Source organism: Bacillus inaquosorum KCTC 13429 (genome assembly GCF_000332645.1).
GTDB classification, from domain to species: Bacteria; Bacillota; Bacilli; order Bacillales; family Bacillaceae; genus Bacillus; species Bacillus inaquosorum.
Genome location: NZ_AMXN01000006.1, coordinates 14,884 through 30,682, shown reverse-complemented (window position 1 = coordinate 30,682; position 15,799 = coordinate 14,884). Strand labels below are relative to the sequence as shown.

General features: G+C 45.5%; 16 protein-coding genes. 7 read left to right on the top strand and 9 right to left on the bottom strand.

Annotated features, from left to right (window positions below):
* Positions 1-10: 10 nt before the first annotated feature.
* Positions 11-691 (top strand): ABC transporter ATP-binding protein, encoded by a 681-nt coding sequence (locus BSI_RS06115; protein ID WP_003240175.1) that lies wholly within the window; start codon positions 11-13, stop codon positions 689-691.
* A 102-nt stretch (positions 692-793) separates the two neighbouring features.
* Here the strand turns inward: BSI_RS06115 and gerKB are convergent, their stop codons facing one another.
* The 3 genes from gerKB to gerKA are packed head-to-tail and all read right to left on the bottom strand — an operon-like array spanning position 794 to position 4,790.
* Positions 794-1,918 carry an endospore germination permease GerKB gene (gerKB, locus tag BSI_RS06120; protein ID WP_003240174.1) on the bottom strand — a complete coding sequence of 375 codons (1,125 nt, stop codon included), beginning with the start codon at positions 1,916-1,918 and terminating at the stop codon, positions 794-796.
* 24 nt (positions 1,919-1,942) lie between these two features.
* On the bottom strand, positions 1,943-3,166 hold the full coding sequence (locus tag BSI_RS06125; RefSeq protein WP_003240172.1) for a Ger(x)C family spore germination protein: 1,224 nt from the start codon (positions 3,164-3,166) through the stop codon (positions 1,943-1,945).
* Positions 3,156-4,790 carry a spore germination protein GerKA gene (gerKA, locus tag BSI_RS06130; protein ID WP_003240170.1) on the bottom strand — a complete coding sequence of 545 codons (1,635 nt, stop codon included), beginning with the start codon at positions 4,788-4,790 and terminating at the stop codon, positions 3,156-3,158. The genes BSI_RS06125 and gerKA overlap by 11 nt, the downstream gene beginning before the upstream one ends.
* Before the next feature lie 124 nt (positions 4,791-4,914).
* On the opposite strand from gerKA, the gene BSI_RS06135 reads away from it, so the two are divergent.
* Positions 4,915-5,136, top strand: a complete 222-nt coding sequence (locus tag BSI_RS06135) for a YczF family membrane protein (RefSeq protein WP_003240168.1) — start codon at positions 4,915-4,917, stop codon at positions 5,134-5,136.
* A gap of 15 nt (positions 5,137-5,151) precedes the next feature.
* Here the strand turns inward: BSI_RS06135 and BSI_RS06140 are convergent, their stop codons facing one another.
* Entirely contained in the window at positions 5,152-6,906 is a 1,755-nt protein-coding gene (locus BSI_RS06140; protein WP_003240166.1) for a right-handed parallel beta-helix repeat-containing protein, read from the bottom strand.
* Positions 6,907-7,185: 279 nt separating this feature from the next.
* Here BSI_RS06140 and BSI_RS06145 point away from each other — a divergent pair, with 279 nt between their 5' ends.
* Positions 7,186-8,664, top strand: a complete 1,479-nt coding sequence (locus BSI_RS06145; RefSeq protein WP_003240164.1) for a peptide MFS transporter — start codon at positions 7,186-7,188, stop codon at positions 8,662-8,664.
* A 38-nt stretch (positions 8,665-8,702) separates the two neighbouring features.
* Here BSI_RS06145 and BSI_RS06150 read toward each other — a convergent pair whose 3' ends face one another.
* The 5 genes from BSI_RS06150 to BSI_RS06170 all read right to left on the bottom strand — a co-directional run bounded on the left by BSI_RS06150 (position 8,703) and on the right by BSI_RS06170 (position 12,361).
* On the bottom strand, positions 8,703-9,548 hold the full coding sequence (locus BSI_RS06150; RefSeq protein WP_003240162.1) for an alpha/beta fold hydrolase: 846 nt from the start codon (positions 9,546-9,548) through the stop codon (positions 8,703-8,705).
* Positions 9,549-9,616: 68 nt separating this feature from the next.
* On the bottom strand, positions 9,617-10,081 hold the full coding sequence (locus tag BSI_RS06155; protein ID WP_032732219.1) for a pyridoxamine 5'-phosphate oxidase family protein: 465 nt from the start codon (positions 10,079-10,081) through the stop codon (positions 9,617-9,619).
* Complete coding sequence (bsdD, locus tag BSI_RS06160) at positions 10,078-10,305, bottom strand: phenolic acid decarboxylase subunit BsdD (protein WP_019257455.1); 228 nt, start codon at positions 10,303-10,305, stop codon at positions 10,078-10,080. Before bsdD ends, BSI_RS06155 begins: the two co-directional genes overlap by 4 nt.
* 17 nt (positions 10,306-10,322) lie before the next feature.
* Positions 10,323-11,744 carry a phenolic acid decarboxylase BsdC gene (gene bsdC, locus BSI_RS06165; protein WP_003240157.1) on the bottom strand — a complete coding sequence of 474 codons (1,422 nt, stop codon included), beginning with the start codon at positions 11,742-11,744 and terminating at the stop codon, positions 10,323-10,325.
* A 2-nt stretch (positions 11,745-11,746) separates the two neighbouring features.
* Positions 11,747-12,361 carry a non-oxidative hydroxyarylic acid decarboxylases subunit B gene (locus BSI_RS06170; protein WP_050556899.1) on the bottom strand — a complete coding sequence of 205 codons (615 nt, stop codon included), beginning with the start codon at positions 12,359-12,361 and terminating at the stop codon, positions 11,747-11,749.
* Between the two features lie 89 nt (positions 12,362-12,450).
* Between BSI_RS06170 and bsdA the strand changes: the two genes are divergently transcribed.
* The 4 genes from bsdA (at position 12,451) to tcyC (ending at position 15,693) form a co-directional block, all read left to right on the top strand.
* The gene (gene bsdA, locus BSI_RS06175) at positions 12,451-13,323 is read left to right on the top strand and encodes a transcriptional regulator BsdA (RefSeq protein ID WP_003240155.1); all 873 of its coding nucleotides are present in this window, start codon (positions 12,451-12,453) and stop codon (positions 13,321-13,323) included.
* A 115-nt stretch (positions 13,324-13,438) separates the two neighbouring features.
* Positions 13,439-14,245, top strand: a complete 807-nt coding sequence (tcyA, locus tag BSI_RS06180) for a cystine ABC transporter substrate-binding lipoprotein TcyA (RefSeq protein ID WP_003240154.1) — start codon at positions 13,439-13,441, stop codon at positions 14,243-14,245.
* A complete protein-coding gene (gene tcyB, locus BSI_RS06185; RefSeq protein WP_003240153.1) occupies positions 14,232-14,936 on the top strand; it encodes a cystine ABC transporter permease TcyB in 705 nt (234 codons plus the stop codon). The genes tcyA and tcyB overlap by 14 nt, the downstream gene beginning before the upstream one ends.
* 13 nt (positions 14,937-14,949) lie before the next feature.
* Positions 14,950-15,693: a cystine ABC transporter ATP-binding protein TcyC gene (gene tcyC / locus BSI_RS06190; RefSeq protein WP_003240152.1), complete on the top strand. Its 744-nt coding sequence runs from the start codon at positions 14,950-14,952 to the stop codon at positions 15,691-15,693.
* The last annotated feature ends 106 nt before the right edge of the window (positions 15,694-15,799 follow it).

Sequence of the window (15,799 nt, the reverse complement as noted above, 5' to 3'; positions counted from 1 at the left end):
GGCGAAACTTATGAGCTTATTAGAATTTCAACAAGTCGGCTACTGGTATAAAGACAAAAGCCAGCCATTGTTTCAGGATATCAACATCAGCTTTCAAAAAGGAAAATTCTATACAATCGTCGGCACATCAGGGACAGGAAAAACCACTTTCCTGTCTCTGGCAGGCGGACTAGACGCGCCAAAAGAAGGAACCATCCTTTACGACGGGAAAGCTGTTTCCAAAATCGGCTTAACAAATTTCAGAAATCAATATGTATCAATTGTCTTTCAGGCGTACAACCTGCTTCCATATATGACGGCTCTGCAGAATGTCACAACCGCCATGGAAATCACAGGTTCTAAAGAAAAGGACAAGGAAGCGTATGCGCTGGAAATGCTGCAGAAGGTCGGCATCAACGAAAAACAAGCCCGGCAAAAAGTGCTGACACTGAGCGGCGGACAGCAGCAGCGGGTATCCATTACAAGAGCTTTCTGCTGTGACACGGATCTCATCGTAGCCGATGAACCGACCGGAAACCTTGATGAAGATACATCAAAAGAAATCGTACGCCTCTTTCAAGATCTGGCGCACAAGGAAAATAAATGCGTCATCATGGTGACGCACGATGAGCAAATTGCAAAAGTATCGGACATCAACATCAGACTTTCAAGAGGAAGCTTTACTGTGAAGGAAAACGTCGCAGTCGTATAACAAAAGCGCGCCTCTGCCAGTGCAGACAGGGGCGCAACCTATATCCCCCTTTTATATAGAAGTGAACATAAAAAGAGCGGCGGCTGCATCCCCCCGCTCTTTTTATTGTTTTTTTCTTCCCGATCCATTTGATTTCTCTCTTCGCTTCTTTTTCCAAACGGCAAGAATAAACAGAAAGAGCGGAAACAATACCTGAAAAGGCAAATGAATATACAGCGGCACCACTTTCAGGCCTTCGTTCAAATGCTCTGAAAAGTTAGTCGCGATCGTAATAGAAAGAATTAAAATGCCCAGTCCCATCGGATAAGCCAATTGAGAAGGGTTCTTTTCCTTAAAAAGCGTGGACGTGCCCACCACCACTGCATATAAGTAGAGGCTAACCTTAAAGAAGCCGCCGATGATCAGTGCCAGCATAAAAAAGACATCGAGTCGATCTAAAAATTCTTCAACCTTGATCGTCTGAATCGTACTTAAAAGCGGAAACTGGGATCTGAGTGTAAGATCAACATCAAGTACGCTGATATTAATCGCCACGGTAAGCGCCACAACCAATCCGCTGATGGCCATGGCGATCATCCCCTTTTTTTTCACATCTTTTCGGTCATTAAGATAAGGGAAAATCATCACGAATAAAACGACTTCACCAAACGGAACGTACATGGTCTGCGTAAAAACAGAGTGAATGACAGGAGGAATGCCATCTACTAAAACCGGTTTTAAATTCTGCGGGTCTATGGAACCTGAAACAACAATTAGCACGAGGCCGATCGCACCCAGTAAATACATGGCTCCGAAAAGAAGCTCCGCCGCGCGGGCGAGCACTTCAATTCCTTTTCTGACGGCATATATGCTAACAATCATTAATAAAGCATTCACAATCAGAATCGGCGTATCATGATAAGCAAACGTCAGCAGCATTTCCCCAAAGTCACGCAGCACCCGGGCGGCAATATAGGCAAAGTACAGGATATACAGAAATGAAAACAGCCAGCTCAGCTTGGTTCCCAGCATATCATCCATATATTCTTTCGGGGAAGATTCCGGGTAACATTGATAAATGCCTTGATACAAATAGTAAAGAAACAAACCGACCCCACAGCCCAATAGAACTGCTATCCAAGCATCCCTGCCCGCCATTGATCCAGGTGTAATCAATAAGGCACTGCCCAGCTCAAAAATGATAATCATGACAAACAGCTGCCTGATGCTGATTTTGGCTTTTTCCATCTGCCATTTCCCCTTTCTCCAGCCCTACTCACCTTTAAGCTGGTGCCTGAGTGGATTGTTTCGCAACCCCGTTCTTCTGATATACGTCTCCGCCTTCACATCGACAGGCAGTTCCGGCAAATACTCTTTGTCCCATGTGTCCTTCATTTTTTCCCACTGCTTCGGATACTTTCTATATATCGTGTCGCCAAAACCGATAAAGTCAATTTTGTTCTTTTTGATCTTTTTCACAGCATGGCTGATTTCCTTTTCCAGCTCTTTGTTGAGAGCTTTTTCAATATCGGCCAGTACCTTTGGATTAGACAATTGAAAAGGGTATTTGACAGCATCTATAATTCCTTCAACTGTCACATGCACGTGGATGTGAGGACGCCCGTTCCGCATCTCAGGTACCAGCTTTGTGGTTTGATGGGTGATTTGTAAGCTGACCGCGTCCTTCGTCTTGCCCCAGTCAGCATTAACAAACGTATGCTGAACCTTATTCATAAGCCAGACGGCTCCAACGCTTTCCTTGTCTTCAATCCAATACTTTAAATGGCCTGACTTATCAAAAACCGCCAAACCGTCTGCCTGAAGAATAGCTTTCGGATCTGTCGCCTGCGTGTTTTCCATGCTGATTCCTTTTTTATCGTCACCAATCATCATATATCCCGGGATAACCGGCGCTTTTGTGGTGATGGCAAGTGTTTTCAGGACGTCCTGAATATTGGTTTTGACCACCCGTCCGTATTGCGCCTCCGTAAAATCAAGTGTTTTATTGACTTTATTTGACGGAATTTTATCAATCGGCGTCAGGATTTTTACGATATTTTCCGCTTTTGTCTTATGGGCAACGACCATTGTCGCTGTTGTCCTAAATTCCGTATCGCGGTCAAGGTTATCTAACACAAAATCCAAGCCTTCCTCTCTCGCCAGCTTTTCACTGATCACGACCAGATTGGTATGGGCAAAGTAAAGCCGCCGGGATACTTTCATGGAGGCTTTTCTGAGTGCTTCCGTCATATTGTCACCTTCAATGGAATAGACCGAGATAGGCGGCCTGTCTCCAGCACCGCCGCCCTGCAGCCCGCCGGCAACATTTCCGGGATTGATAATTTGAAGATGCAGCACGTAGTTGCCTTCGTTCGTCCGATCAATGCCAATCGCCGAGATAATCGCAAGGTCCGTCAGTTCCCGCTTATCCCAGCAGCCGGGCAGCACAATGACGCTCAAAAGCATGAGAACGGCTAATACACGTTTACGTACCATTCTTATCCCCTTCTTCCAAGTCTTTGTTCACCATTCCGCGTGAACCATCAGGCACTGGTCGCTGATCTTCCGCCTGCCGCACCTTATCTTCCTTGCTGATTGATTCCGGCCTTTTTTGATCAGCCCACCATGGAACTCTGAACAGTGTATCCTTTACCCCTTGAGAAGAAAAGGGAGCAAGCGGCGACATATAAGGAACACCGAAAGAGCGCAGGCTGCATAAATGAACAAACATCATAATGATCCCTAAAATCAGCCCGTAAAACCCCATAATAGAAGATGCAATAATAAAGATAAATCGAATGAGACGGGCTGAAATGGCCATGGCAAATGCGGGTGTCGCGAAGCTGGCAATCGCGGTGATGGCAACGATAATGACCATAGCCGGAGAGACGATGCCTGCTTGTACGGCAGCCTGGCCGATAACAAGCGCACCTACGATCGATACCGCCGAGCCAACAACACGCGGCAGCCTGACGCCGGCTTCCCTCAGAATCTCAAAAGCAACCTCCATCGTGATTGCTTCGACAACAGCCGGAAAAGGGACAATCTCCCGCTGAGCCGCAATAACCACTAACAGCTGAGTCGGAATCATTTCCTGGTGAAACGTCGTGGCTGCCACATAAACAGCCGGGGCGACAAGTGAAATAAAAAAGATTAAAATTCGCAGAACCCGTATGCTTGTCGCAATGTCAAAACGCGAATAATAGTCTTCAACGGACTGAAAAAATTGAATAAATAATGCCGGAGCAATGAGAACAAACGGCGTTCCGTCCACAACAATCGCAAATCTTCCTTCTAACAGATTTCCCGCCACAACATCCGGGCGTTCTGTATGATACAAGGTCGGAAACGTCGTAAATGTTTCATCTTCAATCAGCTGCTCGATATATCCAGACTCTAAAATACTGTCAATATCTATTTTTTTCAGGCGCGAGCGCACTTCTTTCAGTACCTTTTCATCACAAATGCCATGAATGTACATGAGCGCGACATCCGTGTGTGTCACAGATCCGATTTTCATTTTCTCTACCCATACATTCGGATTTTTGATGTATCGGCGGATCATGGAAATATTGGTTTGCAGAGACTCTGTGAACCCTTGGCGCGGACCGCGGAAGGACACCTGGGTGCTCGGCTCTTGGATGGAGCGTTTCTCTCCCCCTTGTGTGCTACAAATAAGCGCCTCTTCTGAACCGTCTGCGAAAATCAGTGAATTGCCGAGCATTAATTCAGAAAAAAGCTTGTCCCAGCCCTTTTCTGCTTTCACTCCGCCCAGCGGGAGCGTTTTTTCAAGAATCTGCTGGATGGCATGAGAATTTTGGATGGACTCGTCCTGAACCAAGGGCTCGATTAGAGATTCATGAATCGTGTTATTATCGACCAGACCCGCAATATAAATAACAGCAAGGTGGACACGATCCTGTTCCCCGATTTTGATCTCGCGAATGATGACGTCTGAGCTGCTTCCGACTTCCTTTTTCGTTTCAGCTATGTTTTTTGCCAAACTTGGGGAAACGAGAACCGGCCTTTCTTTTTCCTGCTGCTGGTTCTGATTCTTTTCTTCCATATTCTGTTTGTCTTTTGAACCGGTATTGTTCTTTCGCTTAAAAAATAAAGGCATACACAAATACCTTTCCTTGTCGTTTTCTCATATTCTTCCTTTGAGAGTTGAGATTATGCATTCGGATGGCTGCGGTATAACTTCTCTGATAAAGATAGACACTAAAAGCGGAGGGTGATGAAGCATGAAAATATTAGGCGTGACAGGGATCATATTAATTTGTTTATTAACTATTTCTGTTTTCATGGACATGCTTCAAGGTTTCAGTTTGACAAAAGCCATTTATAACAATATGTCCAGCTTTAAAATGACGACGTTTACAGAATGGGTCGTGCTTTTATTTTTTGTTCTGATACTGGTGAGGGAAATATATATGCTCTATAAAGCGAAAAAAAAGAACCCCTAGAGCGGGGCGATTTTTTCAGGCGATAATATTGCCGTCTGCTGTATCGCTAGTATGTTTGTTGATTGTTCCTTTGAAGATGCGATTGCCGATGATTTTGGAATTGGTTGAGGTGTTTGTTTGGATGGCTACCGCCGTGCCTGCGGAGAGGTTATTGATGGTGTTTCCAGAGATGATAGAACCTGCAGAACCGTTGACATAAATGACAATCGGATTCCCGGCCGTTCTGTTGACTGAAATGGTATTATCAAATATCTCATGTACACCGGCGCTGATATAGATGGTGACCAAAAGCGGAGATCTTTCAAAGTGGTTGCTGATAATAGAGGTTTTTGCACTTGTGGAGCAGTAAATCGGATAATTTTTAAAATTTTTAAATGTATTGTTTTTGATGACGGCGTTAGCATTGTTCGTGACGGAAACGGTATACGATTCCAAGGCTCCTTCGAACGCATCGGGAATCATTGTATTTCCTTCAATCACCGCGTTTCCTTGAGCGATCCAAATTCCCCGGCTGAATTTTCTCAGCACATTATCTTTTATGATCATATCGCCGCCGGTTATGGTCACACCGTCAATGACTTCAATGAGGCAGTTATTCAGAAATGCGCTATCATCTGACAGCACTGCGCGAAGACCGGTACTGCGCCTTGTTTCAGACAGTCCGCTTTGAATTTGGTTGCCGTCTACCTTCACGTCGGAAGACTGATAAACCAATATCCCTGTGTTTTCAAAGTTACTGATTTTGTTGTTCGTGACAAGAACGCTCTTTCCTCTGACATCAATCCCGGTTGAAAACCCGGTAATAAGATTGCCGGCGATCACCGCATCACTGCTCTCTTTTCCTTGTGACACACCGAGTCCGGTAATCCCGACTCTAGGTGCAGCAGCCGCGTCTTCCGCCCGTCTGAGAATATTTCCCTTGATCACCGTTTGAGTTCCATATCCATAGCTGATCGTATTGTCTGAGTGGTTTCCTTCTATTGAAATGCCGTACCCGTTAAAATTGGTCACAGAACTTGAAACGTTTCCGCTAAAATGGTTATTGCGAATGGATACATTGATCGGCTCTTCATAGTCAACATCGCCTTCACCGTATCCTTCTATATCAATTCCGAATTTCGGCGCTGTTCCATTTCCCGTCCCGGCATCTTCAATCACGCATTCCTCCACTGTGACCATGTCACACCCGGTTATGGAAATGTTATTTCTTCTCGACCGCCGAACCTCACAGCGGCGGATGGTAATATGCTCTGACGTTCGATAATTATTAGATGTCTTTAAGCCTAACGGACTGACAATAATCCCGTCCCCGGTGAAATCAGAAATTTTGACATCATCAATGACAACATTCGAGCATCCTTCAATGCAAATGCCGAAGCCCCATTCATGGGTTGACCTTATCCCCGCGGACACATACGTATGTTCATCGCGCTCGCCGATAATTTGTCCCCCGGAAATGGTTATATTCTCTTGCCTGCCTACATAAAATGCGGAATACCCCCACGAACTGTTCGGAATGACTTTGATGATGCACTCTGGGTCCATCATAATCTCAAGGTTGCCGGGAACAATGATTCCGGCGTTTCGAAACTTTTGATTGGAATCTCCTCCAAGTGTCCCGTCTATTAAATATGTCCCTTTTGGGAACCAGACAGTATGATATCCTTTCGAAACAGCCGTACTGAGGCACTGATTAATCAATTCTGTTGAATCCGTTTTACCATCTCCTGAAATACCGAAATCCGCCGCATTTAATATGAATTCAGCCAATTGCGAGCCTCCTTCTCCATGATTAGTATCATGATACTCACAAAGGCCCGATCCGCTTGTACATTTCTCTAAAATTTTATTAAAAAAATATAAAGGAATAGTTTTGTAAGAAAACCTCACGAAAAAAGTCCTAAAAACCAGTATAAATTCACTATTTTCATACGTTTATATTTTTTCTATTCTGGAACTTCTTGAAATGAGTATAAATTATATTGACACAAGTATTATATAAGAATATGATTTTTATAATACACTTTTTTAAGAAAGGGTTTGGCTGACATGGCTTCGATTGATAACGAAAGTATCATTAAAAGCGTCCCGCAAAAAGGGTTCTTTGGTCACCCGCGAGGACTATTTACACTATTTTTCACCGAATTTTGGGAGCGTTTCTCTTACTATGGAATGAGAGCAATCTTGCTTTACTATTTGTATACAGAGACGGTAAACGGAGGGCTCGGCTTTGACAAAGGCACAGCAGTTGCCATTATGTCAATTTACGGATCTCTCGTATACATGTCCACTATTATTGGCGGATGGCTTGCTGACCGGGTATTCGGAACCGCAAACACTGTGTTTTACGGCGGCATATTCATTATGTTCGGCCACATTGCACTCGCCTACCCAGGCAGCGCGACAGCATTCTATATCAGCATGGTGCTTATCATTATCGGAACAGGCTTATTAAAACCAAACGTTTCAAGCGTGGTCGGAGATCTTTACACGAAAGAAGACCCGCGCCGCGATTCAGGTTTCAGTATTTTCTACATGGGGATTAACCTTGGCGGTTTACTCGCGCCGTTAATTGTCGGAACACTCGGACAGAAGTACAACTATCATCTTGGCTTCGGAGCTGCCGCAGTCGGAATGCTTCTCGGACTTATCGTATTTGCCCTGACAAGAAAGAAAAACCTCGGGATTGCAGGCTCAAATGTGCCGAATCCGCTGTCTAAAAAATCTGCGATTGGTACTGGAATCGGTGTTATCGTTGTGGCAATTGCAGTGATTATCTCTGTACAAACAGGCATGCTGACGATCAATGGTTTCATCGACCTTGTAAGTATTCTCGGTATTTTGATTCCTATTGTTTATTTCATCATCATGTTTACAAGCAAAAAAGCGGACAAAACAGAAAAATCTCGTCTTGCCGCTTACATCCCTTTGTTTATTGGTGCTGTCATGTTCTGGGCTATTCAGGAACAGGGAGCAACCATTCTTGCGGTTTACGCTGATGAACGCATAAGGCTTTCATTGGGCGGATTAGAACTTCAGTCATCTTGGTTCCAATCATTAAATCCATTGTTTATCGTTATTTTTGCGCCAATTTTTGCGTGGCTATGGATGAAGCTTGGCAAACGCCAGCCGTCCACACCAGTTAAATTCTCAATCGGAATTATTCTAGCTGGCTTGTCATTTATCATTATGGTATTCCCTGCAATGCAAGGAAAAGAAGCACTCGTAAGCCCGCTTTGGCTCGTTCTCAGCTTCCTGCTTGTCGTGCTTGGAGAACTGTGCCTGTCTCCAGTCGGTTTATCCGTGACAACGAAACTGGCGCCAGCTGCATTCTCTGCACAGACAATGAGTATGTGGTTTCTGACTAACGCAGCAGCCCAAGCGATCAATGCCCAAGTAGCCGGATTGTTTGATAAAATTCCTGAAACAATGTACTTCGGCACCATCGGTTTGATTTCTATCGTACTTGGCGGCATTCTCCTGCTGCTATCGCCGATTATCAAACGCGCGATGAAAGGGGTCTTATAATAAGAAACAGCCCGCGGATTTTGATCGCGGGCTGTTTTTTATTTGTCCATCCATTTGCTGAAGCTTTGATCAAAGGCTTGCGGTTCTTCCAGCATCGGCTGATGGCCGCTCTTCTCAAAAATAACCTTCTCCACATGGGGATATGACCCCTCAACAGCATCCCACAGCGTAACAGGCGCAACCAGATAATCATATCTGCCTAAGCCGATATACACCGGCACTTGAACGTCAGCTAACCGCTTAATAAGATCAAGCTGGGCAAATGTATGTCCCCATAATTCATCAATGATCGGCATATTCGTGAAAACGCCGTCCCATAAAGCAGCAGCATGCGGACGCTCTTGATAAAAGCTTTTCGCTTCAGCGCGAATACACATATGCACGAAGCGTCTTTCGGGATCAATCTCTATGTCCCGCGGCAAATTCGCAATGTCTTTTTCAAAGCGTTTCTTTCTCTCGAGACTGGCGGTCTCCATGAAAAACGATTCGCTTTTTCGCTGTCTTTCTTCACTGTTATCAGGTGCGGTATTGAAAAGCGCAACCTTCCGAACATGTTCAGGATATGTCCTGGCATATTCTAAAGCCATAAAAGCGTGCCCAGAATGGCCCAAGATGACGACATCTTCAAGCTGAAGAGATGTTCTCATCCTTTCAATATCGGCCAAGACGGTATCAAGGCTCAGATCTTCTGCCCGCAGTTCCCTCTTGGGTTTAGCAAATCCCCTATGATCGACAAATATCCATTGATATTTCTGTTTGATGTATTCGGAAAAAAGACGCGGGTAGTAAACCGCACTCCCGATCACAAGAATGGGTGCGCCCTCTCCCTCGATTCGATATGATAAATCAAAACCGTCTGAGTCACAGATCCCCGTACGTTCCATTTCTCTCGCCTCCTTTGTTTTCATTATATAAAAATAAAAGCCTGACGCATGGCGTCAGGCTTTCGATATTATTGCTTCAATTCCTCAAGCGTCTTATCCCATCTATTCAGCACCTCTTCAGGGCTGTGAAGCTGGATATGGACACCAGAAGTCAAATCAGCATATTTCGCAACGTCCTCCTTCACCGAAACGATGCGGCAGGCAAAACGGTCTCTGTCATATTCAGCTTCTTTCATAGTCGGCAAAGGCTCGCATTGCAGCTTCACATAATGAGCGGCTCCCTCCCACCATGCCGTAAACTGCGCTTTCCCTGTGCGAAGGATGTTGGCGGCAGTCGCTGTGTTTTTCCAAAGCGCGATTCTTATATCCGTTCGGCTCAGAGCAATGATTTCTCCCGCGCTGATCATGGCGGCGTGCGGCCAGCCGTCCTCCGATACCGTTTGGAGAACGAAAGCCTCATGCTGCTTCTCCTCCAGGCGTTTCCCGTCAAGCAGCTCAAAGAGACGGTCTGATATACAATTCACGCTGATCAGGCCTTTCGTTCAGGCACAGCCGGAACTTCAATTGCTGTTTCTGTTTCCTTCGGATCGATTTTAAACGCCGGGTTGTATTTCGCCGGATTTGTAATGCTTTCCGGCTCACAGGATCTCCATGTAAAAAAGCATGTTTGGCACTGATAAACTTCCCATGCGCCTTCTACAGGCGATTTGCTCATGACTTCTCCCTTTTTTGAGTCGCATCGAGGACATGTATGCATATCGAATCATCCTTTCGTTATTTATTCATTAAGTCCATTAGTTTTTGTTCCCATTCTTTCGTTGTTAATGGGGAATCAAGCGGCTGTGAATAATGGCCTCTTGTTTCCGGTGCAACTGGTGTCGTAGCGTCAAGAATCATTTTGTGAGTGATTCCTGATGGGTTAGATCCCGGGTCAAGCGGCAGGACAGATAAATCCGGAATGATAACCGCATCGTGCTTCGGATGCATTTTGGTCGAAAGCGCCCACATGACCTGCGGCAGGTTGAATGGATCGACATCCTCGTCAACGACAATGACCATTTTGCAGTAGCCGAGTCCGTGCGGTGTTGTGAGTGCGCGCATGCCGACCGCTTTTGCAAATCCGCCATAGCGTGTTTTTGTGGAAACGATCGCGATCAAACCGTGTGTGTACATGGCGTTTACTGCCACAATTTCATTCGGATATGCTTCTTTTAACTGCTGATAAAGCGGCACACAAGTATTGATGCCGATCATGTAATCACATTCTGTCCAAGGCATGCCTAAGTATAAATGTTCGAAAATTGGATTGTTTCTGTGATACACGCGTTTAATTTTGATGATCGGCATGCTGCGTCCGCCAGAATAATGGCCTGTGAATTCACCGAACGGGCCTTCATATTCACGCTCTCCGGCAATGATTTCACCTTCAAGTACAACTTCAGCGCCCCATGGAACATCAAGATCAGACAGCTTTGATTTAACGATGCGATATGGTTCGCCTTGAATTGCGCCTGCCATTTCGTATTCTGATTGATCATAAAGAAGGGGAGTCGATGCCGCCGTTGTAATGACCGGCTCACAGCCGAGCGCAATGGTGACCGGAAGATTGATGCCGCGTTCTTCGGCTTGGCGCAGATGGATCGCAATATCGTGCTGCGGCACAGGCTGAATGCCGAGGCGGTCTTTTCCTTTGACCTGCATTCTGTAAATGCCGACGTTTTGTTTGCCGAAGTTGTCAGGGTCTTCAAGATCGCGGGAAATGACACATGCTTTGTCTAAATAGTAACCGCCGTCTCCTTGGTTAATTCTGAAAAGAGGCAGTATATCGAACAAATTGATATCTTCTGTGATTTCATTTTCATGAAACGGCGCTGTTTCCTCACGTTTGACCGGCATCGGAAACTGGTCATAACGCTTCGCGAATTCAAAAAACTGTTCTTTTACCGGCGTGTCTTTTGGCATGCCCAGCATCATTGCATGGTTCGGCCAAGAGCCGATCACATTCATCGCAATTTGTGCGTTGTGATAGCCGTAAATGTTGTTAAATAAGAGCGCGGGGCTTTTATCGCCAAGATTGCTGGCTGCGCGTGCTGCGGCTCCTAAATCCGGCTCCGGCTTTACCTCTTCATTCACTGTTAGCAGCTGTCCTTCTTTTTCAAGGGCAGCGAGAAATTCTCTGAAATCTTGATAAGCCATGATCAAGCTCCTCCTTTTTGTTTTTCAATCCCATTCCAGCGTTTCGCTTCAGGAAGGCGAATGCCAAATTGGTCCAATGTTCTGAATACAATATGGTCAACCATCTCCTCTAAGCTGCTCGGCTGATTATAAAATGCCGGCATCGGAGGAAGAATGATGGTACCCATTTTCGTAAGCGCTAGCATATTTTCGAGATGAATCTGGTTCAAAGGCGTCTCTCTCGTTAAGAGGACGAGTTTTTTTCTCTCCTTGAGCATGACATCCGCCGCGCGTGTCAGCAGATTATCCGCCATCCCGGTGCGAATGCTTGCGAGAGATTTCATGCTGCACGGTGCAACAATCATTCCATCGGTATCAAACGAACCGCTTGAAATGGCTGCCGCCTGATCTTTATGCGAATATGTGAATGTGGCCAATTGTTCTACTTCTTTTAAGGTATAGCCTGTTTCGTGTTTGATCGTGACGTTAGCCCAAGGAGACACAACGAGATGGGTTTCCACTCCGGCGGCCTTCAGCCACTCCAGCAGCCTGACCCCGAAAATGGCCCCTGTTGCCCCTGTCATTCCGACAACGAGTTTCACTTTGCCCCCTCCTTTACGCTTGAATTCTGCTTTCATTTCCATCATACTCCTGATATATCCATATGAAAAATATCTGTTAAATCTATATTTAATACCTAAAAGGTATAGTAAGGAGGCGCTTTCTTTTGGACATTCGCCAGCTTCGATATTTCATTACCATAGCTCAAGAACAGAAAATCACGTCCGCCGCCAAAAAGCTCCACATGGCGCAGCCGCCTTTAAGCAGGCAGCTGAAACAGCTGGAGGACGAGCTTGGTGTCGTTTTGTTTGACCGGAATAAGAAAAAGCAAATGACGCTTACATATGAAGGAACTGTTTTTCTGAAAAGAGCCAAGGAGATTTTGCATAGGTTTGAGGATGCCGTCATCGAGGTACAAGAGCTGAAGGAGGAGGTGGCAGGCACGCTGGCCGTGGGTTCAACGATTTATTGTGCCGCTCTGATGCTTGAAAAAGTAACACAGATCAAAGAGAGATACCCGCACCTCACCTTTAATATTTGGGAGAATGAGCCTGCGACGCTGTTAGAGCTGCTGGAAAGCCGTCAAATCGATGCGGCGGTCACGACGACACTGATCAAAAGCGACACAGTCCAATTTAAACAGCTTGATGACATTCCATGTGTGCTCGTGCTTTCAGAAGAGGCCGGATATCCGTGCGGTGACACTATTAAAATGGAGGACATTCCTTCCTTTCCGCTGATTCTGCTGCGGCCTGTCAACGGGAAAGGCGTCTATAATCAGGTCATGAATGAATTTCATCGTTTGAATCTGGAGCCGCGTATTGTTTGTGAATGCCACGATTCCGCAACTTTGCTCAGTCTCGTTTCTTCCGGATTTGGCGCGTCCATTCTGCCCGTCACGATGATTCCCGTTCATATGAGAAACCACGTTCACACTGTGCATATCGAAAACAATCCCTTCATTATGACACCGGCTGTCATGTGGAGAACGGACAGTTATTTGCCAAAACCGGTACAGCAATTTTTGAATTTATTTTAAAAGATTTTGCCTTATGAAAACCAATTACTTGACTCATACTAAAAAAAAGTTATCCTTTAGATTTGTAAGCTATTTTTTTATTTCAATAAAATCAACCAGAAAAGTGGGGAATAAGATGAAAAAAGCATTATTGGCTTTATTCATGGTCGTAAGCATTGCAGTTCTCGCAGCTTGCGGAGCAGGAAATGACAATCAGTCAAAAGATAACGCCAAAGACGGCGATCTTTGGGCTTCAATTAAGAAAAAAGGTGTCCTGACAGTCGGTACGGAAGGAACATATGAACCGTTCACTTACCACGACAAAGATACTGACAAGCTGACTGGCTATGATGTGGAAGTCATCACAGAAGTCGCAAAACGGCTAGGACTGAAAGCCGATTTTAAAGAAACTCAATGGGACAGCATGTTTGCCGGCCTGAATTCCAAACGGTTTGACGTCATTGCCAACCAAGTCGGAAAAACAGATCGTGAAGACAAATATGATTTCTCAGATAAATACACAACATCAAGAGCCGTTGTCGTTACGAAAAAAGACAACAACGATATTAAGTCAGAAGCAGATGTAAAAGGAAAAACATCAGCTCAATCACTGACAAGCAACTACAACAAATTAGCTACAGATGCGGGCGCGAAAGTTGAAGGCGTTGAAGGCTTGGCACAATCCCTTCAATTGATCCAGCAAGGCCGCGTCGATATGACATACAACGATAAACTTGCCGTATTGAACTACTTAAAAACATCAGGCAACAAAAACGTGAAAATCGCGTTTGAAACAGGCGAACCGCAATCAACATATTTCACGTTCCGCAAAGGAAGCGGCGAGGTTGTTGATCAAGTCAACAAAGCATTAAAAGAAATGAAAGAGGACGGGACTCTTTCTAAAATTTCTAAAAAATGGTTCGGCGAAGATGTTTCTAAATAATCTGCCGGCATTGACGCTTGGCACGGCGATCCCGTGGGATCTGGTGCAGCAGTCATTCTGGCCGATACTTTCAGGGGGAATCTACTATACGATTCCCCTTACCATTCTTTCCTTTATATTTGGAATGATCATCGCGCTGCTTACAGCGCTCGCCAGAATGTCGAAAGTGAGACCTTTGAGATGGGTGTTCAGCGTATACGTATCCGCGATACGGGGCACTCCTCTTCTCGTTCAATTGTTCATCATTTTCTATCTGTTCCCGGCCTTTAACGTCACATTAGATCCATTTCCAAGCGCAGTTATCGCCTTTTCATTAAACGTCGGCGCCTATGCATCTGAAATCATTCGGGCATCTATTTTATCCGTGCCGAAAGGGCAATGGGAAGCTGGCTATACAATCGGCATGACGCATCAGAAAACGCTGTTCCGCGTGATTTTGCCGCAGGCGTTTCGTGTGTCGATCCCGCCATTATCCAATACCTTTATCAGCCTGATCAAAGATACATCCCTCGCCTCTCAGATTTTAGTCGCTGAGCTGTTCAGAAAAGCTCAGGAAATCGGCGCGCGGAATCTTGATCAGATTTTAGTGATCTATATTGAAGCAGCCTTTATTTATTGGATTATCTGCTTCCTGCTTTCACTCGTCCAGCATGTCATCGAACGGCGTCTTGACCGCTACGTGGCCAAATAAGGAGGTTCCGAGTATGCTTACCGTTAAAGGATTAAACAAATCATTTGGTGAAAATGAAATTTTAAAAAAGATAGATATGAAGATTGAAAAAGGGAAAGTCATCGCCATACTTGGGCCTTCAGGTTCAGGGAAAACGACGCTGCTCCGATGCCTGAACGCGCTGGAGATTCCAAATCGCGGGGAGCTTGCATTTGATGATTTCTCCATCGATTTCTCCAAAAAGGTGAAACAGGCGGATATCCTAAAGCTTCGCCGGAAATCCGGCATGGTGTTTCAGGCGTATCACCTGTTCCCGCATCGCACAGCGCTCGAAAATGTGATGGAAGGCCCTGTTCAGGTGCAAAAACGGAACAAAGAGGAAGTCAGAAAAGAAGCCATTCAGCTTCTTGATAAGGTCGGATTGAAGGACAAAATGGATTTATATCCGTTCCAGCTTTCCGGCGGACAGCAGCAGCGCGTCGGCATCGCCCGTGCATTGGCGATTCAGCCTGAGCTCATGCTGTTTGACGAACCGACCTCAGCGCTTGATCCCGAGCTTGTCGGAGATGTGCTGAAGGTTATCAAGGATTTGGCCAACGAAGGCTGGACCATGGTTGTCGTGACCCACGAAATCAAATTCGCCCAGGATGTGGCGGACGAAGTCGTCTTCATCGACGGCGGCGTCATCGTGGAACAGGGACCGCCGGAGCAAATTTTCTCCGCACCAAAAGAAGAACGGACACAGCGGTTCTTAAACCGGATTTTGAACCCGTTGTAAAAAGAAAAACAGGGCGTCAGCACCCTGTTTCAGATTGTTGACAAAATCCTAAAACGATTTTCGTTTTAGGATTTTGTCATTTTCAGCGTGATTGAAAACCTTTGAA